19 protein-coding genes and 2 pseudogenes are annotated in these 21,139 nt (G+C 59.3%); 14 read left to right on the top strand and 7 right to left on the bottom strand.

The genetic code is table 11. From position 1 onward, the window contains the following. Positions 1-231: 231 nt before the first annotated feature. Positions 232-2,034: an acyl-CoA dehydrogenase gene (locus AC5SEM_RS28330; RefSeq protein WP_495471757.1), complete on the top strand. Its 1,803-nt coding sequence runs from the start codon at positions 232-234 to the stop codon at positions 2,032-2,034. Between the two features lie 199 nt (positions 2,035-2,233). Here AC5SEM_RS28330 and AC5SEM_RS28325 read toward each other — a convergent pair whose 3' ends face one another. Further along, positions 2,234-2,965: a methyl-accepting chemotaxis protein gene (locus tag AC5SEM_RS28325; protein WP_371929254.1), complete on the bottom strand. Its 732-nt coding sequence runs from the start codon at positions 2,963-2,965 to the stop codon at positions 2,234-2,236. 135 nt (positions 2,966-3,100) lie between these two features. Further along, a pseudogene (locus tag AC5SEM_RS28320) lies at positions 3,101-4,126 on the bottom strand (HAMP domain-containing protein); the annotation flags it as partial. 254 nt (positions 4,127-4,380) lie between these two features. Between AC5SEM_RS28320 and AC5SEM_RS28315 the strand changes: the two are divergent. Next, positions 4,381-4,737, top strand: a complete 357-nt coding sequence (locus tag AC5SEM_RS28315) for a hypothetical protein (RefSeq protein WP_495471756.1) — start codon at positions 4,381-4,383, stop codon at positions 4,735-4,737. 65 nt (positions 4,738-4,802) lie between these two features. Here the strand turns inward: AC5SEM_RS28315 and AC5SEM_RS28310 are convergent, their stop codons facing one another. Next, a complete protein-coding gene (locus tag AC5SEM_RS28310) occupies positions 4,803-5,105 on the bottom strand; it encodes a cell division protein ZapA (RefSeq protein WP_064117128.1) in 303 nt (100 codons plus the stop codon). Next, positions 5,102-5,332: a hypothetical protein gene (locus AC5SEM_RS28305; RefSeq protein ID WP_007909525.1), complete on the bottom strand. Its 231-nt coding sequence runs from the start codon at positions 5,330-5,332 to the stop codon at positions 5,102-5,104. Before AC5SEM_RS28305 ends, AC5SEM_RS28310 begins: the two co-directional genes overlap by 4 nt. Positions 5,333-5,542: 210 nt before the next feature. Between AC5SEM_RS28305 and AC5SEM_RS28300 the strand changes: the two are divergent. The 5 genes and pseudogenes from AC5SEM_RS28300 to selO all read left to right on the top strand — a co-directional run. Then, positions 5,543-6,334: pseudogene (locus tag AC5SEM_RS28300) on the top strand (MCP four helix bundle domain-containing protein); the annotation flags it as partial. A gap of 30 nt (positions 6,335-6,364) precedes the next feature. Further along, positions 6,365-7,237, top strand: coding sequence for a methyl-accepting chemotaxis protein (locus AC5SEM_RS28295; RefSeq protein WP_371042268.1), 873 nt, complete (start codon positions 6,365-6,367; stop codon positions 7,235-7,237). A gap of 435 nt (positions 7,238-7,672) precedes the next feature. After that, positions 7,673-9,415 (top strand): potassium/proton antiporter, encoded by a 1,743-nt coding sequence (locus tag AC5SEM_RS28290; protein WP_034152922.1) that lies wholly within the window; start codon positions 7,673-7,675, stop codon positions 9,413-9,415. A gap of 34 nt (positions 9,416-9,449) precedes the next feature. Beyond that, positions 9,450-12,803, top strand: a complete 3,354-nt coding sequence (gene mscK, locus AC5SEM_RS28285) for a mechanosensitive channel MscK (protein ID WP_495471755.1) — start codon at positions 9,450-9,452, stop codon at positions 12,801-12,803. A 48-nt stretch (positions 12,804-12,851) separates the two neighbouring features. Continuing rightward, positions 12,852-14,315 carry a protein adenylyltransferase SelO gene (selO, locus tag AC5SEM_RS28280; RefSeq protein WP_495471754.1) on the top strand — a complete coding sequence of 488 codons (1,464 nt, stop codon included), beginning with the start codon at positions 12,852-12,854 and terminating at the stop codon, positions 14,313-14,315. A gap of 6 nt (positions 14,316-14,321) precedes the next feature. Here the strand turns inward: selO and mazF are convergent, their stop codons facing one another. Next, positions 14,322-14,684 carry a type II toxin-antitoxin system toxin MazF gene (gene mazF / locus AC5SEM_RS28275; RefSeq protein ID WP_495471753.1) on the bottom strand — a complete coding sequence of 121 codons (363 nt, stop codon included), beginning with the start codon at positions 14,682-14,684 and terminating at the stop codon, positions 14,322-14,324. Beyond that, positions 14,684-14,953, bottom strand: a complete 270-nt coding sequence (gene mazE / locus AC5SEM_RS28270; protein ID WP_008077592.1) for a type II toxin-antitoxin system antitoxin MazE — start codon at positions 14,951-14,953, stop codon at positions 14,684-14,686. The genes mazF and mazE overlap by 1 nt, the downstream gene beginning before the upstream one ends. 236 nt (positions 14,954-15,189) lie before the next feature. Here mazE and trxC point away from each other — a divergent pair, with 236 nt between their 5' ends. Continuing rightward, positions 15,190-15,624 (top strand): thioredoxin TrxC, encoded by a 435-nt coding sequence (gene trxC, locus AC5SEM_RS28265; protein ID WP_495471752.1) that lies wholly within the window; start codon positions 15,190-15,192, stop codon positions 15,622-15,624. Between the two features lie 129 nt (positions 15,625-15,753). Here trxC and AC5SEM_RS28260 read toward each other — a convergent pair whose 3' ends face one another. After that, complete coding sequence (locus AC5SEM_RS28260; RefSeq protein ID WP_212620551.1) at positions 15,754-16,524, bottom strand: ParA family protein; 771 nt, start codon at positions 16,522-16,524, stop codon at positions 15,754-15,756. A gap of 356 nt (positions 16,525-16,880) precedes the next feature. Here AC5SEM_RS28260 and AC5SEM_RS28255 point away from each other — a divergent pair, with 356 nt between their 5' ends. The 6 genes from AC5SEM_RS28255 to AC5SEM_RS28230 are packed head-to-tail and all read left to right on the top strand — an operon-like array spanning position 16,881 to position 21,129. Then, the gene (locus AC5SEM_RS28255; RefSeq protein ID WP_495471751.1) at positions 16,881-17,606 is read left to right on the top strand and encodes a beta-ketoacyl synthase chain length factor; all 726 of its coding nucleotides are present in this window, start codon (positions 16,881-16,883) and stop codon (positions 17,604-17,606) included. Beyond that, positions 17,582-18,394 carry a lysophospholipid acyltransferase family protein gene (locus AC5SEM_RS28250; protein ID WP_077570474.1) on the top strand — a complete coding sequence of 271 codons (813 nt, stop codon included), beginning with the start codon at positions 17,582-17,584 and terminating at the stop codon, positions 18,392-18,394. Before AC5SEM_RS28255 ends, AC5SEM_RS28250 begins: the two co-directional genes overlap by 25 nt. Continuing rightward, positions 18,372-18,647, top strand: a complete 276-nt coding sequence (locus AC5SEM_RS28245; protein ID WP_116029224.1) for a phosphopantetheine-binding protein — start codon at positions 18,372-18,374, stop codon at positions 18,645-18,647. The genes AC5SEM_RS28250 and AC5SEM_RS28245 overlap by 23 nt, the downstream gene beginning before the upstream one ends. Before the next feature lie 9 nt (positions 18,648-18,656). Continuing rightward, positions 18,657-18,911 carry an acyl carrier protein gene (locus tag AC5SEM_RS28240; protein ID WP_064388843.1) on the top strand — a complete coding sequence of 85 codons (255 nt, stop codon included), beginning with the start codon at positions 18,657-18,659 and terminating at the stop codon, positions 18,909-18,911. Further along, positions 18,908-19,453 carry a COG4648 family protein gene (locus AC5SEM_RS28235; protein WP_077570470.1) on the top strand — a complete coding sequence of 182 codons (546 nt, stop codon included), beginning with the start codon at positions 18,908-18,910 and terminating at the stop codon, positions 19,451-19,453. The genes AC5SEM_RS28240 and AC5SEM_RS28235 overlap by 4 nt, the downstream gene beginning before the upstream one ends. Further along, positions 19,450-21,129 carry an ApeI family dehydratase gene (locus AC5SEM_RS28230; protein ID WP_495471750.1) on the top strand — a complete coding sequence of 560 codons (1,680 nt, stop codon included), beginning with the start codon at positions 19,450-19,452 and terminating at the stop codon, positions 21,127-21,129. The genes AC5SEM_RS28235 and AC5SEM_RS28230 overlap by 4 nt, the downstream gene beginning before the upstream one ends. The last annotated feature ends 10 nt before the right edge of the window (positions 21,130-21,139 follow it).

The following is a 21,139-nucleotide window of genomic DNA, read 5'->3' as shown; positions in this document are numbered from 1 at the left end:
CAGGCGACCGCAATGGTCGCCTGGAATGCACTTCCCTGTAGGAGTGAGCCTGCTCGCGATAGCGGTCTGTCAGTCAAAATAAATGTGTCTGACAGACCGCTATCGCGAGCAGGCTCACTCCTACATTTGATTAGTGTCGCCCTCACCTCTGCATCACTCTCATCAATCATCCTGTTCAGCCTTTATCAGCACGCCTAGACTCGGCCCAACCCCAATTTCAGGTAGGCCGCCATGTCCGAGACGCTGCTCAGTTCCCGCAATCTGGCTTTCGAGCTGTATGAAGTCCTCGATGCCGAGGGCCTGACCCGGCGTGAGCGCTTTGCCGAGCACAACCGCGAGACCTTCGACGCCGCCATCGGCACCGCGCGCAACATCGCCGAGAAGTACTTTGCGCCGCACAACCGCAAGGGCGACGAGAACGAACCGCGCTATGAAGACGGCAAGGCAATTCTGATTCCTGAAGTGAAACCGGCGGTGGATGCCTTCCTCGAGGCTGGATTCCTCAACGCCGCGAGAAGTTTCGACGCCGGCGGCATGCAACTTCCTACGCTGCTATCGCAAGCCTGCTTCGCGCATTTCCAGTCAGCCAACGCTGCGTCGACTTCGTACCCGTTCCTGACCATGGGCGCGGCGAATCTGATCGAGAGTTTTGGCACGGACGAGCAGAAACAACGCTTCCTGCAACCGATGATCGATGGCCGCTTCTTCGGCACCATGGCTCTGACCGAACCCCATGCCGGTTCGTCCCTGTCGGATATTCGTACGCGCGCCGAGCCTGCGTCCGACGGCACCTATCGTCTGAAGGGCAACAAGATCTTCATTTCCGGCGGCGATCACCCGCTCTCGGAAAACATCGTGCACATGGTCCTGGCCAAGCTGCCCGACGCACCTGCGGGCGTTAAAGGCATTTCGCTGTTTATCGTGCCGAAATTTCTGGTCAACGATGACGGGAGCTTGGGCCAACGCAACGACGTGCTGCTGGCGGGGCTGTTCCACAAGATGGGCTGGCGCGGCACCACCTCCACGGCGTTGAACTTCGGCGATAACGGTGAGTGCATCGGTTATCTGGTGGGCGAGCCGCACCGTGGCTTGAGTTACATGTTCCAGATGATGAACGAGGCACGGATCGGCGTCGGCATGGGCGCGGTGATGCTCGGTTATGCCGGTTACCTGTATTCGCTGGAGTACGCCCGCGAGCGGCCGCAGGGCCGAGTGCCGGACAGCAAGGACCCGACCACCGCTCCGGTGGCGATCATTCAACACGCCGATGTACGACGCATGCTCTTGACGCAAAAATCCTACGTCGAAGGTGCATTTGATCTCGGTCTGTACGCGGCGCGTTTGTTCGATGACACCACCACACTTGAGAGCGAAGCCGAACGTAAACAGGCGCATGAGCTATTGGATTTGCTGACCCCGATCGTCAAATCCTGGCCGTCAGAGTTCTGCTTGAAGGCCAACGAACTGGCGATCCAGATTCTTGGCGGTCACGGCTACACCCGCGAATATCCGGTGGAACAGTACTATCGCGACAACCGCTTGAACCCAATCCACGAAGGCACTCACGGCATTCAGTCGCTGGATTTGCTCGGGCGCAAACTGGCGCAGAACGGAGGTGCCGGACTGAAGCAGTTGATTCGCCTGATCGCCAACACCGCTGAGCGCGCTACAGCATACGAATTGCTGACCGCACTGCGTGAACCACTGGAAAAACTGGTGGCGCGCCTGCAAACGGTGACCATTGGTTTGTTGACCGATCTGGCACAGGGCAAGGTCAATAGCAGTCTGGCGAACTCGGCGCTGTACCTGAAGGTGTTCGGGCACACGGTGATTGGCTGGCGCTGGCTGGAACAGGCGATTCGTGCCGAGGAAGGGTTAGCCAAGGGCAATTTGGCGGATGCTGACTTCTATAAGGGCAAGCTGCAGGCGGCGCGGTATTTTCTGACGTGGGAAGTTCCGGGTTGCCACCATGAACTGGCGTTGCTGGAAGCGCGGGATGATACGTGCCTGGCGATGCAGGATGCGTGGTTCTGAAAGCCGACCCTCACCCCAGCCCTCTCCCGGAGGGAGAGGGGGCCGAACGGGATGCTTGAATACTTCATTGACCTGAAAGAGGTTCACCGAATCCATAATCGACTGGCATTTTCAGGTCGATGTATAGCGAAAGACACCTCGGTCAGTCCCCTCTCCCTCTGGGAGAGGGCTAGGGTGAGGGGCTTTTCAGACTCAACACTCAACTCAACTTGAACCCACCCATCTGCCGCGCCAGATCATCCGCCAGTTTCTGCAACATCTGACAATCCTCGCGACAGGCCCGAACCTCCCCCGCCGTCGCCCGCGCCAGATCCGAAATCCCCTGCACATTACGGTTGATCTCTTCCGTCACTGCCGACTGCTCTTCCGTCGCCGTCGCCACCTGATGGTTCATATCGCTGATGCGCTCGACCTGACCGGTAATCGCCGTCAACGACGCCCCGGTGCGCTGGCTCGACTCAACCCCGGTGCCGGTTGCGGCCTGCCCGGTACGCATCGACGACACTGCGTTTTCCGCACCTTGCTTGAGGCTGCCGATCATCTGCTGGATCTCGTCAGTAGACGCTTGCGTCCTGCGCGCCAAAGTGCGCACTTCATCGGCGACGACGGCAAAACCCCGACCCATGTCACCGGCACGCGCCGCTTCAATGGCAGCATTGAGCGCCAACAGGTTGGTCTGCTCGGACACCCCGCGAATCACCGCCAATACAGAATCGATCGACGCCACTTGATGCGCCAGCTCACCCACCGCCCCCGCCGCGACGCCAATTTCATCCGACATGCTTTCAATATGCTTGATCGAGCCGCCGACCACTTCGCGCGCCTGCATCGCTTCATCCCGCGCGGTCTGCGAGGCCAGTGCCGCGTTGCCAGCGTTCTGCGCAATTTCTTGCACGGTCAGGCCCATTTCGTGAACGGCGGTGGCAACCATGTCAGTCATTTCCTGCTGACGGCCAGAACGCTCAGCGGTGTTCTCGACGACTTTCGCCACCTGCCCCACGGCCGTGCGCAGACGTTCGCTGGTGGTCAGCACTTCGCCGATCATCCCGCGCTGGCTATCGAGGAAACGATTGAAGCCGCGAGCGAGGTCGCCCAGCTCATCGGCACGGCTGGAATCTAACCGGTGGGTCAAATCTCCCCCACCGCTACCGATTGCTACCAGCGCGGCTGTTACTTGGCGAATCGGTCGCACCAAACCTTGCGCCAACCACACCACCAAAGCGAGGCACACCAACGCCACGGCCAGACCGATACCGCCGCTCATCCACATCGCTTTTCGGGCTTCGGCATAGATCTGCGACTGTGGCACTTCGGCCACCAGGGTCCAGCCCAGATCACGCAGAGGCAGGCTGAAGGCGAGGAAGTCTTCGCCATCTCTTTGGAAGCTGCTGCTGATCGCCGTTTTCTGGCCCATGACGGCCTGCGCCGCATTGGCGCCAATCTGCTCGCTCAAGGTGCGTTTGCCGCTGAACTGCGCTTCCGGATGCACCTGAATCAAACCGTCGGAACGCACGAGATAGACCTTGCCGCGCTCACCAAAGCTGAAATTGTGGATCAGCTCCGACAGCTCTTTCATGCTCAAACCGAGCCCGGCCACACCGACCACTTTGCCGGCCTGCTCCACCTTCAAATCAATGAACAGCGCCAACTCTCCGGTCGCCCCGTCGTTGTCGATATTCAGAGTGCGCGGCTGATCGCTGTCGAGGAAGGAATAGAACCACGCGTCAGCCGGTTTTGAACGGCTGAGGGTGCGATCCAGGCCTTTTTCGGTGATGTAGTGATTGGATTCGGTGCCGATGATCAAAGCAGTAAAAGCTTTATGTTCGGCGCGGATGCCTTCCAGATACTGCGCGAAGCCCGCCGTTTTGCTGCCGTCTTCGCCAGTAGCGAGCCAGTCGCGGACCATCGTATTGCTGGCAATATCCTTGGCCGCCGTCAGCGGTTGCACGAGGATCCGTTCGATATCGTTGCGCGTCGCTTCAATGCTCGACGGCAGCGCTTGCTCGACCAGATAGCTCTGGGCGAGGCGGTTGACCACCAGGGTATAAATGCCAACCACGATCAGGATACTGACCAGCAGGGCAGTGCCCATGCTGAGAATCAGCTGCCATTGAATACTGCGTCGCCACAACTGCATGGAGCACCCCCAAAGAATAAGAGTCTGAAACACTGCAACTGTCGCGCCAGATGTATACAGGAATCTTGATTATTGTTCCTGATTTACATCTTTTTGTTTGAAATCCATCCACGAAAAAACCACCTTGTCTACTGTCAAGGTTGTCAGGTGCTCCTGCGCAGAGGAGGGCGTAGGGTTGGGCAAGTCATACCCCAACCAAGGAGATTGAGATGAGCGAAATACTTTCGAAAGAACGCAGTCCAGACATGAACCTGGATCAGATGCTCAGGAATGTGCGTACCGGCCAACGATTTCGATATTCAGGGCAGGATCTGACTGTGGTTACTTCTAGATCAATTATCGAAATGCCAGACGGCTTTCATATTGAGACCAGGATCGAATCACTTGCGGAGCCGCTGCGAACCACCCGCCCTCTCAGCCACGATGAGATGGCTGAATGCGTTGCAGAAGGCGATTTCCTGCGCCACCCTGACTATTCCGATCTGTACATATGTTTTCGAAAAATCGTATCGAAAAGAGATGATGGTAATTTCGTCTTAAGGGCTGATTTCAAAAAAGTTGAATGACAGCCTCTCCAGAGCGCTCCTCGCGCGCGGAGCGCTCCTGGAAGAATGTCCGTGGTGCCCCGGCTTCAACCCTGATTGATGGTCTTGGCAATTGTGTCGACCGTGGCGCTGACTTGCTCTTGGTAACGGTCGAGTTCTTCTTTGTGCTGCTTCTTCATTTCAATCTGCTGCGAGCACAGATTCATCGCCGCCAGCACCAGCAAGCGGTCACCGATCAGTGTCGGGTATTTGCGCTTGGTGTCATCCAGCGCTGCCTTGAGCATCATGGCCGCGTCCAGCAGGGTCTGTTCTTCCCCGGCCGGTGCCTTGATCGAATAGTCCTCCCCGAGAATGGAGACGACTTTTACCCCTGCTGTGTGGTGGTTCATGCGCTGACCGGACCTGCATTGACGCGATCAACCAGGGCTTGAATGCGGGCAGCGGTGGCGCCGTGCTTTTCTTCCTGTTCCATCAGGTTCAGTTGCAGGCTTTCGTTTTCATCCTTGGCCTGGGCCAGTTCCGTGGACAGGGTCTGGTTGGTTTGCGCGAGGGTCTGGTTCTGTTGCACCAGGTCGCTGACGAGCTGTTCCAATTGGCTGAGGGATGCTTCCAACATTTTGATCTTCCAAGCGTTTTTCAAAGGGCGCGTACGATAAAGAAAAGTCACCACGGATGCCAGGGTTAAACCGGCGCAAGGCCTTGATTTTCCTGGTAGCGGACCGTTCCTGCGAGTGTTAAAGACTGTGATCTGCCGATCTGGTTCCTGCACTTCGTCGCCCCAGCCCTTCTGCGACAAATACGCACACTGCCTCAAGACTTTAGTCGTATGACCGATAAGTCATCCATACAGCAGTCTCAGCCCGCATGGATGCGGCCCTCTCTTGGTATCCGCCCCATGTCCCTTCGCAATATGAATATCGCCCCACGGGCGTTTACCGGTTTCGCCCTGATCGGCGGCCTGATGCTGATTCTCGGCGTGTTCGCGCTGAATCAGATGAGCAAAATCCGCGGCGCCGCCGAGGACATTTCCTCCAGCAGCGTGCCGAGCATCAAGAACCTCGACGAGTTCACCCAACTGACGCTGCGCCTGCGCGTGCTGTCGTACCGCTTGCTGGTCAACCGCGAGCCGGACGTGCAGCAGAAAACCGTTGAGTTGCTGGACATGCGCAACCAACAGATTCGCGCGGCTCAAACGGCCTACGAGCCACTCATCGGCAGCCCTGAAGAACGTGCAGCGTACGACCAGTACGTGCAACTGCTCGGTCAGTATCGCCAGATCGAAGACCGCATGAAGAGCTTGTCGCGCAACAATCAGGTGGATGATCTACGCACCCTGCTCAACACCGAGTTGCTGAACAACTCCGAAGCGGTGAACAGCGTGCTCAACCGTTTGATGCAGATCAACGGTGAGCAGATCAGCGAGACCAATCAGCAAGCGGCCGACCAGTACTCTTCAGCGTTTGATCTGGTGGTGACTCTGCTGGTAATCGCCACTGGCCTGACCTTCCTGTTCGCTTGGTTGCTGACGGTGAGCATCACCAAGCCCATTTCCAAAGCATTGGACGCTGCGGAAACCATTGCTGAAGGCAATCTGACCCAGCCCATCCATGTCGATGGTTCGGACGAAGCCGGTCGCCTGCTGGCAGCGATGGCGAAGATGCAATCGAAACTGCGTGACACCCTGCAGCGCATTTCCGGCTCGGCCACTCAGCTCGCTTCGGCGGCTGAAGAACTGAACAGCGTCACCGACGAAAGCGCGCGTGGCCTGACTCAGCAAAACAATGAAATCGAACAGGCGGCCACGGCGGTCAACGAGATGACCAGCGCCGTGGAAGAAGTCGCACGCAACGCCGTGAGCACTTCGGAAGCTTCGAAAAACGCCACCACGTCTGCCGGCGACGGCCGTGATCTGGTGCAGGAAACCGTCAGTGCGATCGAACGCATGAGCGCCGATGTGCAGAGCACGGCCAGCCTGATCGGCGATCTGGCCAATGAATCCCGCGACATCGGCAAGGTGCTGGATGTGATTCGTGGTCTGGCCGATCAGACCAACCTGCTGGCACTGAACGCGGCGATTGAAGCGGCCCGTGCCGGTGAAGCCGGTCGCGGTTTTGCTGTGGTGGCGGATGAAGTCCGTGCCTTGGCGCATCGCACTCAGCAGTCGACCAGCGAAATCGAGCGGATGATCGGCAGCATTCAGAGCGGCACCGAACACGCCGTGGATTCGATGCGCAACAGCACCGAACGTGCCGAGTCGACCCTGAACATCGCCCGGGGTGCCGGTATGTCGCTGGACACCATCAACACCGCCATCGTCGAAATCAACGAGCGCAACCTGGTGATCGCCAGCGCCGCCGAAGAGCAGGCGCAGGTGGCGCGGGAAGTGGATCGTAATCTGGTGAATATTCGTGATTTGTCGGTGCAATCGGCGACCGGCGCGAATCAGACCAGTGCGGCGAGTAATGAACTGTCGCGGTTGGCGCTGGACCTGAACAACATGGTTGGGCGGTTCAGCCTGTAAATTTTGAGATCAAAGTCAAAAGCCCCTCACCCCAGCCCTCTCCCAGAGGGAGAGGGGGAAAGGGAGCAGATCTTCGTGTTTTTCAAAACCTGCGCTCGACTCGGAATTTCAGGTCGGTGCAACTTGAACAAACTCCTCGATCAGTCCCCTCTCCCTCCGGTAGAGGGGGGAAAGGGGGCAGATCTTCGTGTTTTTCAAAACCTGTGCTCGACTCGGAATTTCAGGTCGGTGCAACTTGAACAAACACCGCGATCAGTCCCCTCTCCCCCTGGGAGAGGGTTAGGGTGAGGGCTGCAATCTTGCGCCGAACTAAAATCCCGAACACGCCAGCGCAAAAAGCTTTTTGACAGCATCACATTTCAACAGGTTAGAATCGCTGGCACGCAGACTGCATGGTCAGTTTGTGCCCGTCTTTACGCTTCTGGAGTACTGCCTTTGAATGCGACAACCATCAACAGCCTGTTCTTGATCGGCGCGTTGCTGGTAGGCGCAAGCATTCTTGTCAGTTCTCTTTCTTCCCGTCTCGGCATTCCGATTCTGGTCATTATTCTCGCGGTCGGCATGGCCGCCGGGGTCGATGGCGGCGGGATTATTTTCGATAACTACCCGACGGCCTATCTGGTCGGCAACCTCGCACTCGCAGTGATTCTCCTCGACGGCGGCTTGCGTACGCGGGTGTCGAGTTTCCGCGTGGCGTTATGGCCGGCGTTATCACTGGCCACGGTCGGGGTGTTGATTACCACCGGGCTGACCGGCATGGCCGCTGCCTGGCTGTTCGATCTCAATCTGATTCAAGGCTTGTTGATCGGTGCCATCGTTGGCTCGACCGACGCCGCAGCGGTGTTCTCGCTGCTCGGCGGCAAAGGCCTGAACGAGCGGGTTACCGCCAGCCTGGAAATCGAATCCGGCAGCAACGACCCGATGGCGGTGTTTCTCACCGTGACCCTGATCGACATGCTCGCCAGCGGCCAGACCGGCCTGCACTGGAGCCTGTTGACCCACCTGATCCGCGAGTTTGGCATCGGTGGTGTGATCGGTCTCGGCGGTGGCTGGCTGATGCTGCAACTGGTCAACCGCATCAACCTCGCTGCCGGTCTGTATCCGATTCTGGTGATCGCCGGCGGTCTGGTGGTGTTCGCCCTGACCAACGCCCTGCACGGCAGCGGCTTCCTCGCCGTTTACCTGTGCGGTCTGGTCATCGGCAACCGCCCGGTGCGCAGTCGCCACGGCATTCTGCACATGCTCGACGGCATGGCATGGCTGGCGCAGATCGGCATGTTCCTTGTGCTGGGTTTGCTGGTAACGCCACATGATTTGCTGCCGATCGCCCTGCCCGCGCTGGGTCTGGCGCTGTGGATGATTCTGTTTGCGCGGCCGCTGTCGGTGATGGTCGGCCTGCTGCCGTTCAAGGCGTTTCATGGCCGCGAGAAAGCGTTTATTTCCTGGGTTGGCCTGCGCGGCGCGGTACCGATCATTCTGGCGGTGTTCCCGCTGATGGCCGGGCTGCCGAATGCGCAGCTGTACTTCAACCTCGCGTTCTTCATCGTGCTGGTGTCGCTGCTGGTGCAGGGCACGAGCCTGCCTTGGGTCGCCAAGCTGTTGAAGGTGACCGTACCGCCGGAGCCAGCGCCGATTTCCCGCGCGGCGCTGGAAGTCCACGTCACCAGCGAATGGGAGCTGTTCGTTTATAAGCTCGGCGCGGAGAAATGGTGCATCGGTTCGCCCCTGCGCGAGCTGAAAATGCCCGAAGGCACGCGTATCGCTGCACTGTTTCGTGGTCAGCAACTGCTCCATCCGTCGGGTAGTACGGTGCTGGAAGTCGATGATTTACTGTGTGTTATCGGCCATGAACACAACCTTGGCGCCCTCGGAAAACTCTTCAGCCAGGCGCCGCAACGCGGTCTCGATCTGCGCTTCTTCGGTGACTTCGTGCTCGAAGGAGACGCCCAGCTTAAAGCGGTTGCAGCGCTTTATGGCCTACCCGCCGATGGTATTGATCCGGACATGACCCTGGGCGCCTTCATCGCGCACAAAGTCGGCGGCGCACCGATCGTCGGTGACCAGGTGGAGTGGAACAACACCCACTGGACGGTTGCGGTCATGGACGGGAACAAGATCGGCAAAGTGGGCGTCAGATTCCCCGAAGGAAGTCGCCCGGGCCCCGGGCTCTTCCTCTAAACTGCGTCCACTCTCACTTGCTTGACCGGTCTCTATGCCTACCCTGCGCTCCTTTTTCGTCGTGGCCCTGCTGGGCCTGAGTCTTACTGTCGGCCCGCTGTACGCCGCCGAACCACCGTCCAGCGACGCCGTGCAGGCCAGCCTCGACAAACTCGCCGACAGCAAACTGCCGGATGCCGATAAAAAGAGCCTGCAGACCGTCCTGCAGAACACGCTCAATCAGCTGAACAACCAGCGTGATTACGAACAGAAGCTGATCGATCTCAAGCAGCAACTGGCGACCGCGCCCAAGCAGACGATTGAAAACACCCGCGAACTGACACGCCTCAAGGCCAACGCCGTGGTGCCGGTGGCGCAGCGTTTTCCCAAGGAGTCGATTCAGCAACTGGAGCAAATCCTCACCGATCGCTCGACTCAGCAAAGTGACCTGCAAAAGGCCCTGGCCGACGCCAACAGCCTGATCATCACCGCGCAGACGCGTCCCGAGCGCGCGCAAGCGGAGATATCCGCCAGCCAGACGCGCATCCAGCAGATCAACAACATCCTCAAATCCGGCAAGGACGCGGGTAAAACCGTCACCGCCGAACAGCGCGATCAGTTGAACGCCGAACTGGCGGCGCTGAATGCGCTGATTCCGCTGCGTCGTCAGGAGCTGGCCGGCAACAGCCAGTTGCAGGATCTGGGCAACGCCCAGCATGACTTGCTGTCGGAGAAGTCCGACCGCCTCGACCGCGAGATCCAGGAACTGCAAACCCTGATCAACCAGAAGCGTCTGGCGCAGTCGCAGGAAACCGTGACCCAGCAATCGATCGAAGCGCAGAAGGCCGGGAGCAGCAGCCTGCTGGCCATCGAAAGCACGGCAAACCTCAAGCTCTCCGACTACCTGCTCAAAAGCACTGACCGCCTCAACGAAGTCACCCAACAGAATCTGCAGACCAAACAACAGCTCGACAGCCTGACCCAAAGCGATTCAGCACTGGACGAGCAGATCAGCGTGCTCAAGGGCAGCCTGCTGCTGTCGAAGATTCTCTATAAGCAGAAACAAGCCCTGCCGCGCCTCAAGGTCGACCGCGATCTGGCGGATCAGATCGCCGACATTCGCCTGTGGCAATTCGACGTCAGCCAGCAGCGTGAGCAACTGAGTAATCCCGCCGCCTATGTCGACAACCTGCTGTCCACGCAGCCGCCGGAACAGGTCACGCCGCAATTGCGCAAAAACCTGCTGGACCTGGCCAACACTCGCGCCGATCTGCTGGAGCGGTTGAACCGCGAACTGAGCGCCATGCTCAACGAGTCGATCACCCTGCAGCTCAACCAGAAACAACTGCTGAGCACCGCGCAGAGCCTGCGCGCAACGCTGGATGAGCAGATGTTCTGGATCCCGAGCAACAAGCCGCTGGACCTGGAATGGATGCGCGCTGTGCCAGAGCGCCTGAAACGTCAGGTCGACACCCTGCCGTGGGCCTCCAGCCTGAGTGAGCTGACAGACGGTCTGATCCAGCGACCGTTGCTGTTCCTGCCGCTGGCGCTGCTGATCGGTGCATTGCTGTGGCGACGCAAGAATCTGTATGCGCGGCTGAACAAGGTTCACCAGGACATCGGCCACTTCAAACGCGACAGCCAATGGCACACCCCGCAGGCGATCCTGATCAATATTCTGCTGGCGATGCCAGTGGCGCTGGGTCTGGCACTGTGCGGCCTGGCATTGCAGATTGACGCCCGTGGGCAGAACGCCAATATGGGCGCGGCGTTGCTGCAAATGGGGCAGGCGTGGCTGGTGTTCTACACCGCTTACCGGATTCTCGCGCCGGGCGGCGTAGCGGAATTGCACTTCCGTTGGGAAAAACCGCAGGTCGAGTTCCTCCAGGGCTGGATCCGTCGTTTGGGTCTGGTGGTCATGGCGCTGGTGACCATTGTTGCCGTCGCCGAACTGCAACCGGCCGCACTCGCCGACGATGTGCTCGGCATGCCGGTGGTGTTGACCTGCTACGCCTTGATGGCCTGGCTGCTCAGCCGTCTGCTGATCAGCAGCCCGGCCCACGAGAACACGTCACTGTTCCGCAAAGCCGTCGGTGTGATGTTCACCTTGCTGCCGATCGCCTTGTTTGTGGCAGTGTGCTTTGGCTACTACTACACCGCGCTGAAGCTCAGCGACCGCTTGATCAACACCCTGTATCTGCTGATGTTCTGGCTGGTGATTGAAGCGACTTTCGTCCGTGGCCTGAGCGTCGCCGCGCGACGTCTGGCCTATCAGCGCGCCCTGGCCAAACGGCAGGCGGCGAAAGAGGCTGGCGACGGTGAAGCGGTGATCGAAGAGCCGACGCTGGACATCGAAAAGGTCAACGAGCAGTCCCTGCGCCTGATCCGTCTGGCCCTGCTCGGCGGTTTCATTGCCGCGTTGTACTGGGTCTGGTCGGACCTGATTTCGGTGTTCTCGTACCTCGACAACATCACCCTCTACGAATACACCAGCGGCACCGGCGCCAACATGAGCATGGTGCCGATCAGCATCGGCGACATGCTCGGCGCGCTGATCATCATCGGCATCACTTTTGCCCTCGCGCGCAACTTGCCCGGCTTGCTCGAAGTGTTTGTGCTGTCCAAGCTCAATCTGGCTCAGGGCAGTGCCTACGCGACCACCACGTTGCTGTCGTACGTGATCGCTGGCGTCGGCTTCGTCTCGACCCTGTCGACCCTCGGCGTGAGTTGGGACAAGTTGCAATGGCTGGTGGCGGCGCTGTCGGTCGGCCTCGGTTTCGGTATGCAGGAGATCTTCGCCAACTTCATCTCCGGCATCATGATCCTCTTCGAACGACCGGTGCGGATCGGTGACACCATCACCATTGGCAACCTGTCGGGCACGGTGAGCAAGATCCGCATCCGCGCCACGACCATCACCGACTTCGACCGCAAGGACATCATTGTCCCGAACAAGACGTTCATCACCGGACAACTGATCAACTGGTCGCTGACCGATACCATCACCCGCGTCACGCTGAAACTCGGCGTCGACTACGGCTCCGATCTGGATCTGGTCAAGGAACTGCTGCTCAAGGCTGCCCGCGAGAACCCGCGCGTGCTCAAGGAACCCGAGCCGCACGTGTACTTCCTCAACTTCGGCGAAAGCACCCTCGACCACGAGCTGCGCATGCACGTGCGCGACCTCGGTGACCGCAACCCGGTGCTCGATGAGGTCAATCGCTTCATCAACCGCGAGTTCAAGAAGCAGCACATCAACATCTCGTTCCGCCAGATGGAGGTTTACCTGAAGAACCTTCACGGTCAGGAATACAAGATGGTGCCGATCGAGCCGGAAACCAAAACCATCGTGCCAGTCGCCGACGATCAGAAACCGCTGCAAGAGCCGCCGCCGGCCAAACTCGACTAACCGGCCTATTCCCAGCAGAATGCTCGGACATTCTGCTGGAGCCGGCCCTTGAAAGCCCTCGACGAACTGACCTTCGACAATCGCTTCGCCCGCCTGGGCGACGCGTTCTCCGCCCATGTGCTGCCTGAGCCGATCGACAATCCGCGTCTGGTCGTCGCGAGTCCGGCGGCTTTGGCTTTGCTGGATCTTGACCCGGCGACCGCTGAAACCGAGGAATTTGCCGAACTGTTTGGCGGCCACAAGCTGTGGGCCGATGCCGAGCCGCGGGCGATGGTCTATTCCGGGCATCAGTTCGGCGGTTACACGCCGCAATTGGGTGACGGTCGTGGCCTGCTGTTGGGCGAGGTGTACAACGCGGCCGGCGAGCATTGGGATCTGCACCTCAAGGGCGCCGGACAGACGCCGTTTTCGCGCATGGGCGATGGTCGTGCGGTGCTGCGTTCGTCAATCCGTGAGTTCCTAGCTTCCGAGGCGCTATATGCGCTGAACATCCCTTCGTCGCGCGCTGCGTGCGTGATCGGCTCCGACACCCCGGTCTGGCGTGAAAAGCAGGAACGCGCAGCGATGGTGCTGCGTCTGGCGCCGAGCCACATCCGCTTTGGCCACTTCGAATATTTCTACTACACCAAACGCCCCGAGCAGCAAAAGCAGCTCGGCGAGCACGTGTTGGCGATGCATTTCCCTGAGTGCCTGGAGCAACCGGAACCGTATCTGGCGATGTTCCGCGAGATCGTCGAGCGCAACGCCGAACTGATCGCCAAGTGGCAGGCCTATGGCTTCTGTCACGGCGTAATGAACACCGACAACATGTCGATCCTCGGCATCACCTTCGACTTCGGCCCGTTTGCCTTCCTCGATGATTTCGACGCCAACTTCATCTGCAATCACTCGGATGATCAGGGCCGCTACTCGTTCAGCAATCAGGTGCCGGTGGGCCAGTGGAACCTGAGTGCATTGGCTCAAGCGTTGACGCCGTTCATCAGCGTCGAAGCCTTGCGCGAAACCCTCGGCTTGTACCTGCCATTGTTCCAGGCGCACTACCTCGACCTGATGCGCCGCCGCCTCGGCTTCACTACCGCTGAAGACGAAGACCAGAAACTGCTGGAGGATCTGCTGCAACTGATGCAGAACAGCGGCGTCGACTACACACTGTTCTTCCGTCGACTCGGTGAAGAATCCGCCGAACAGGCCGTGGCCCGCCTACGTGACGATTTCGTCGACATCAAGGGTTTCGACGCCTGGGGCGAACGCTATGTCGCCCGGGTTGCACGCGATGGCGACACGGATCAAGAGCAGCGCCGCGCCCGCATGCACGCGGTCAATCCGCTGTACATCCTGCGCAATTACCTGGCGCAAAAAGCCATCGACGCGGCTGAGCAGGGGGATTACTCAGAGGTACGCCGGCTGCACGCAGTGTTGAGCAAACCGTTTGAGCAGCAGCCGGGAATGGAGGCTTATGCAGAGCGGCCGCCGGAGTGGGGCAAGCATTTGGAGATCAGTTGTTCTTCCTGAGGCGTTTCAGCTTAGCGGATCGATTGCACTGATTACACGGTCGACAATGTCAGACATTGTCACGTCATCCAGTCGCTCGATGAATTTGGCCGTGCCATCTCGTACCCGTTGTTCGATGTCAAAACTCCGAACCTGATTACACACCGCTACACCATTGGTTTCGTGGCCAGTAATGGCCACCGCCAAACCCAAATTCGGGCTGAAATTCCCACCGCTAGTAACAGGCACCGTCATGCTCACGCCCAATGCGTTGATCTCTCTGGGCGTAATCACCACAAAGCGATGTCTGTTCATCATCTCCCGCCCGGCCACTGGGTTCGGATCAATCCAGTAAACGTCACCCCGCTGAGGGGGCTGTCGGCGCACCATCAACCCAGCTCCCGGCCGACAGAATCACCTTCAAGAGTCTCGCTAGTCTGGGCGTTAAGTTTCTGCAGTTCTTCTGCACCTTCGAGTAGCTCTGACAAGCTATAACGCTTACGCGTAGCGGCTACGGCTGGACGAGCAATCAGTTCGCCATCGACCACATTCAGCTCTAGCTGTGCGCCAACCTCCAGATGCAACAACTTTAAAAGCGTGGGCGGAATTGTAATGACGGCAGCGCCGCCTTGGCGGCGTATCTTGGAAGTTACGGACATTATGTCGCTCCGATTTGATGCATAGGAATCATCAATTCCTGGATTAGTGCAACAAAAGTAGCACGCAGATAAAGACAAAGCGATCTCCTCACGACAAGCGTAAAACTCCGAATTGGTCTTCAGACTAGCCATCGATCCCGGAACGGTTTTGACAAAAATGTGAGCAGTTGCGACATTGATAAGTTGGCAGATCGACTCCAAATCAGTTCTATAGACTGCCTATCAGAGAACCAATCATGACCACCCCACTCCTCATCCCCTGCCCCTCCTGCAACGGCCTCAACCGCATCCCTGCCGAGCGCCTTGCGGATCAGCCCAAGTGCGGACGCTGCAAATCCGCCGTGCTGCTGAGCAAACCGTTCGAACTCAAGCAAGGCGATTACGCCAGTCAGATCAAGGGCGATCTGCCGTTGTTGGTGGATGTCTGGGCGCAGTGGTGCGGGCCGTGCAAGTCGTTTGCGCCGGTGTTCGAGCAGGCGGCGGCGCAGTTGGCAGGCAAGTGCCGCTTGGCCAAGCTTGATAGCGAAGCGAATCAGCAGTTGTCGGCGCAGTTGGGGATTCGCTCGATTCCGAGTTTGATTCTGTTCAAGAACGGCAAAGAGGTGGAGCGGCAGAGTGGTGCGTTTCCGCTGCCGCAGTTGATGGCGTGGCTGCGTAGCCAGGGCATCTGACCCAACACAAATCCAATTGTAGGAGTGAGCCTGCTCGCGATAGCGTCCTGTCAGCCAACACTTGAGTGACTGAAAGGAAGCTATCGCGAGCAGGCTCACTCCTACAGGGGATCTGCGTAGCTCGGGAGATCAGTGATCTTCGAGCAAGTTATGCAGTTCGACGAACTGCTGGGTCAGCTTGTGTCGCGGGTCGAGGTGAATCAGCGGCATGCTGGCCTGGTGCGATTCGCGCATGCGCACAGAACTGCTCAGATACACCGGCAATACCGGCAAACCTTCAGCAATCAACTCATCGAGCATCTGCTGAGGCAGGCTTGCCCGGGCCTGAAACTGATTGACCACAATGCCTTCGACTTCCAGACCTTCGTTGTGGTCGTCCTTCAGCTCTTCGATTTCCGCGATCAGGCCATACAGGGCCTGACGGGAGAAGCTGTCGCAATCAAAAGGAATCAGCACACGATCAGCGGCAATCAGCGCCGATACCGCATAGAAATTCAACGCTGGCGGCGTATCGAGGTAGATCCGGTCGTAATCCTCGGACAGCTCATCGAGCAACTTTCGCAGCTTGTTGATCTTGTGCTTGGCCTCGAGCTTGGGCTGCAAGTCGGCCAGCTCGGCGGTCGCGGTGATGATGTGCAGGTTGTCGAACGGGGTTTCGTAGATATCGGCCTGATTCTTCTTCGAGAACGGCCCCGAGGACAGCGTCTGCTTGAAGAAGTCGGCAATGCCCATCGGGATGTCGTTGCCGGTGAGCCCAGTCAGATACTGAGTGGAGTTGGCCTGGGCATCAAGGTCCACCAACAACGTGCGATAACCCTCGCTGGCGCTGACCGCCGCCAGATTGCAGGCAATGCTCGACTTACCTACGCCACCTTTCTGATTGAACACCACGCGCCGCATGACCAAACCTCCGTGTATCAAAGAATGACCGAGTGTAGATGTGCGCGACCTTGCTTCGCTACCTTCATGGACACGGACTACAAAGTCAGGTGCAAATATCCACGGACAGATAGCGCAATAACCGCCATTGATCGGCGAGAAGCCCGACAGACAAGCCGCTGACAATCTGGATAATGGCCAAGTGACAGTTTTCTTGCGAACCACTCGGTACATTTCATTGCACAAAATGTAACCAGCATTTGCTACACACTCGTCGCACCGGGATAATGCGCGCCACCCGGCGCCATGCGCCACGTCAGGCCTGCTGCAGCTTTGGCATCCAAACGCGTCAACACAAGCCCGCAGGGGCGGGATGAATGTCCGTGATCAACTTCAACATCGCCCAATGGCGCGCGTGGGCCCCTGGCCTCGACAGCGTGGACGCCTGGCAGGCCTGGAGCCGACAACCGGTCGTGCTCCAGAGCAGTGATGCCGCGCCCGATGTGTCGTTTTTGCCGGCCATGCAACGCCGCCGCCTCAGCCGACTGGCACGCATGGCGTTCAGCGTCGGCTGGCCACTCGCCGACGGACGGGAGAATCTGCCGCTGGTGTTTGTTTCGCGTCACGGCGAAACCCCGCGCACTTACGAGATCCTCAGCGATCTGGCGACCGAGCAGCCGCTGTCACCGACGCAGTTCAGCCTGTCGGTGCACAACGCGATCATTGGCCTGTGGTCGATCATGCGTGGCGAAACCAGTGAAATGACCGCCCTCGCCGCTGCGGGAGACGGCCTCGAACACGGCATGCTCGAAGCCGCCGCCCTGCTCGATGAAGGCGCACCGGCGGTGCTGCTGATCATTACCGAAGAACAACCACCCGAAGCGTACTCAGCGTGGATTGACGATGTGCCGTTTCCCTACGCGCTCGGTCTCTTGCTGACCCCCGGTACCGACTGGCGGCTGACCCTGAACAGCACCACAGAAACACGGTCAAAAGCGCACTGGCCCCACGCGCTGAATCTGTTGCAAACCCTGCTCGGCCAGCAAACCCATTGCCAACATGCCTGGAAAAATCGTGTATGGACCTGGCAACGCAACCCGTGACCGAGAAAAACCGCGACGCCTATTACTGGCGCCTGCTGGCCACCGCCGCAAGCTTCGCCCTGTTCGGGCTGGGCGGACTGTGCCTGCGTGTGTTGGTGTTCCCGCTGCTGGGCTGCCTGCCGGGTGACGCCCTTGCGCACCGTCGACGCGCGCGACAGACCGTCAGCCGGTTGTTCTGGTTTTTCGTGCGTTTCATGGCCCGCGCGGGCGTGCTGACCTACGACATTCAAGGCGCCGAACGTCTCGGTCGTTCCGGGCAGATGATCATCGCCAACCACCCGTCGCTGATCGACGTGGTGTTCCTGATCGGTCTGGTACGCCAGGCCAATTGCGTGGTGAAGAAAAGCCTGTGGGAAAACCCCTTCACCCGTGGCCCGCTGCGCAGCACCGAATACATCAGCAACGACGGCAGCATGGACATGCTCGATGCCGCCGCCCAATCCCTGCAAAACGGCCAGACCCTGATCATTTTCCCGGAAGGTACGCGCACCCAGCCGGGCCAGGCGCCGGCCTTTCATCGGGGTGCTGCGTCGATTGCCCTGCGCGGTGCGAAAATTCTCACGCCGGTGATTATCAAGGTCAGCCCGACCACGCTGACCAAAGCCGAACCGTGGTATCGGATCCCCAGCCGCCGCGTGCACTTCAGTTTCCGCGTCGGGGCCGATATAGACCCACAAGCCTTCGCCGCGCAGGGGCCTGCACCGCAGGCCTCGCGCAAGCTCAACGATTATTTGCACAACTACTTCATTAAGGAGCTCGCCGAAGATGAGCGATCTGAACACCCCTAGCCTGGTGCGTGACATCAAACTGCTGATCATCGATGCCCTTGGCCTTGAAGACATCAGCGCCGACGACATTGGCGACGAGCAGACGCTGTTCGGCGAAGGCCTGGGCCTGGATTCCGTCGACGCGCTGGAACTGGGTCTGGCGATCCAGAAAAAATACGGCATCAAGATCGACGCCGACGCCAAAGACACCCGTAACCATTTCACCAACGTGGCCAGCCTTGCGGCATTCGTCACGGCAAAACAGGCAGCTTGAGACCGGACCATGCAAACTCGTGACGATATTTTCAACACCCTGCGCGATGCCTTGGTCGAGCTGTTCGAACTGGATCCGGCCCGTGTGAGCCTGGACTCCAACCTGTATCAGGATCTGGAAATCGACAGCATCGACGCGGTCGATCTGATCGATCACATCAAGCGCCAGACCGGCAAGAAAATCGCCGCCGAAGAATTCAAATCGGTGCGCACGGTCGGTGACGTGGTCGAGGCGGTCTACCGTCTGGTTCAACCGGCCGCATGAGCCGACTGATCGGCCTCGGCCTGCTGCTGGCCGGTCTGCTGTACCCCTTTGCGGTGTATTTCGGCATGGAGCATTTTGCCCCGTGGCAGTTCGGACTGCTGCTGGGCAGTTTGTGGCTGGCGCGGGCACTGACCGGCGAGCGCAAACCCGGCAGCCTGTGGATGGCCTGTGTGGCGATCGCCTTTTGCCTGCTGCTGGCGCTGTTCGACAGTCCGCTGTTGCTGCGTTGGTACCCGGTGCTGATCAGCGGCTTCATGCTGGTGCTGTTCAGCCTGAGCCTGAAATACGGCCCGCCGATGGTCGAACGTATGGCGCGGTTGCGTGAGCCAGAACTACCGGAAAACGCTATTCGCTATACGCGCAAGGTCACGGTGGCCTGGAGCGTGTTTTTCTTCTGCAACGGTTTGTGCGCCGCCCTGCTGACCCTGTGGGCGCCGCTGAATTGGTGGATGTTGTACACCGGCCTGATCTCCTATGGATTGATCGGCCTGATGTTTGCCATTGAATGGCTGATACGACAACGGGTAAGAGGCCGTACATGAACTGGATAAAACTTGAGCAGCTATTGCTCAAGCCTGTGCCGGCGCGGGCCATCAGCCACGCACCGGCCCTCGATCACGCGCAGCTGTGCGAACAGGCGCTGAGCGTTGCTGCCGGTCTGCAAGCGCAAGGCGTGAAGCGCCTGGCTGTGCATCTGGAAGATGCCGCTGAACTGGCCATCGCTTTGCTGGGCGCATGGCGTGCCGGCGTCAGCGTTCTGCTGCCTTCGGATCTGCAGCCACAAACCCGCCAGCGCTGGTCGGCTGAAGTCGATCTGTGGCTGACGGATCAAGCCGATGACGCGCAACTGAGCGAGGTTCAGCAGCAGCCGCTCGCCGGCGCCGAACTGGACCTCGACCAGTGCCGTCTGAGCCTGTGCACGTCCGGTTCCAGCGGCGAGCCCAAGCGCATCGACAAGACCCTGCGCCAACTGGCCAACGAAGTCCAAGCGCTGGAGCAACTGTGGGGCGCGGATCTCGGCGAGGCCTGCATCATCGGCAGCGTCGCCACCCAACATATCTACGGCTTGCTGTTTCGCGTGCTGTGGCCGCTGTGCGCCGCACGCCCGTTTGTGCGCAAGCAGCTGGCGTTCCCCGAAGACTTGCAGCGTGCCAGCCGCGAACATCCGGCCTTCGCCTGGATCGCCAGCCCGGCGCTGCTCAAGCGCATGGGCGACAACCTCGACTGGCCAGCCCTGAGCGCTGTGCGCCGGGTATTTTCCTCCGGTGGCGCGTTGCCGCTTGAAGCTGCGCAGAGCCTGCAACAACGTCTGCAGCAATGGCCGACGGAAATCCTCGGCAGTTCGGAAACCGGCGGCATTGCCTGGCGTCAGGGCGAACAACTGTGGCAACCGTTCGCCGATGTCGTACTGAGCCAGGACAGCGAAGGCGCCCTGCTGATCGCTTCACCTTATTTACCTGCCGGGCACGTCGAACACACCGCTGACGCCGCGCGTATCGCTGCCGATGGCCGCTTCGAACTGCTCGGACGGCTGGACCGGATCGTCAAACTGGAAGAAAAACGTATCTCGCTGCCCATGCTCGAACAAGCCTTGGTTGCCCACGAATGGGTCGCTGAAGCGCGCTTGGGTGTGGTCCAGGAAAACCGTGCTTCCCTCGGTGCGTTGCTGGTGCTCAGCGAGGACGGCCTGTTTGCCTTGCGTGAGCACGGCCGTCGCAGCCTGACTGAAACCCTGCGCCAGCATTTGCGCCAACACTGCGAAGCTCTGGCCCTGCCCCGACGCTGGCGACTGGTGCGGCAATTGCCGTTGAACAGCCAAGGCAAGCTGCCGCAGGCCGATATCGAAACCTTGCTGATTGCCCCGCGAGCGAAAGCGCCGCAAGTGCTGGAACAGGTCGAAACTGAGGGTGAATGGAGTCTGCAACTGAGCGTGCCGCCGGATCTGGCTTATTTCAGTGGTCACTTTCCCAAAGCACCAGTATTGCCGGGTGTGGTGCAGGTGGAATGGGCGCTGAACCTTGGGCGGCAGTTGCTGAATCTGACCGGCCCGTTTGCCGGGATGGAAGTGCTGAAGTTCCAGCAACTGGTGCGGCCGGGAGATGAAATTCAGCTGCACCTGCGCTTTGATCCTGAGCGCCGCAAATTGTATTTCGCTTATCGCAATGACACGGCGACCTGTTCCAGTGGGCGGATTCTTCTGGGTGTAGAGCATGATTGACCTTGGTGAG

This window comes from Pseudomonas sp. CH61, assembly GCF_059429415.1.
Note: the sequence above shows the minus strand (reverse complement) of the source record. Positions and strands in the feature narration are given on the sequence as shown.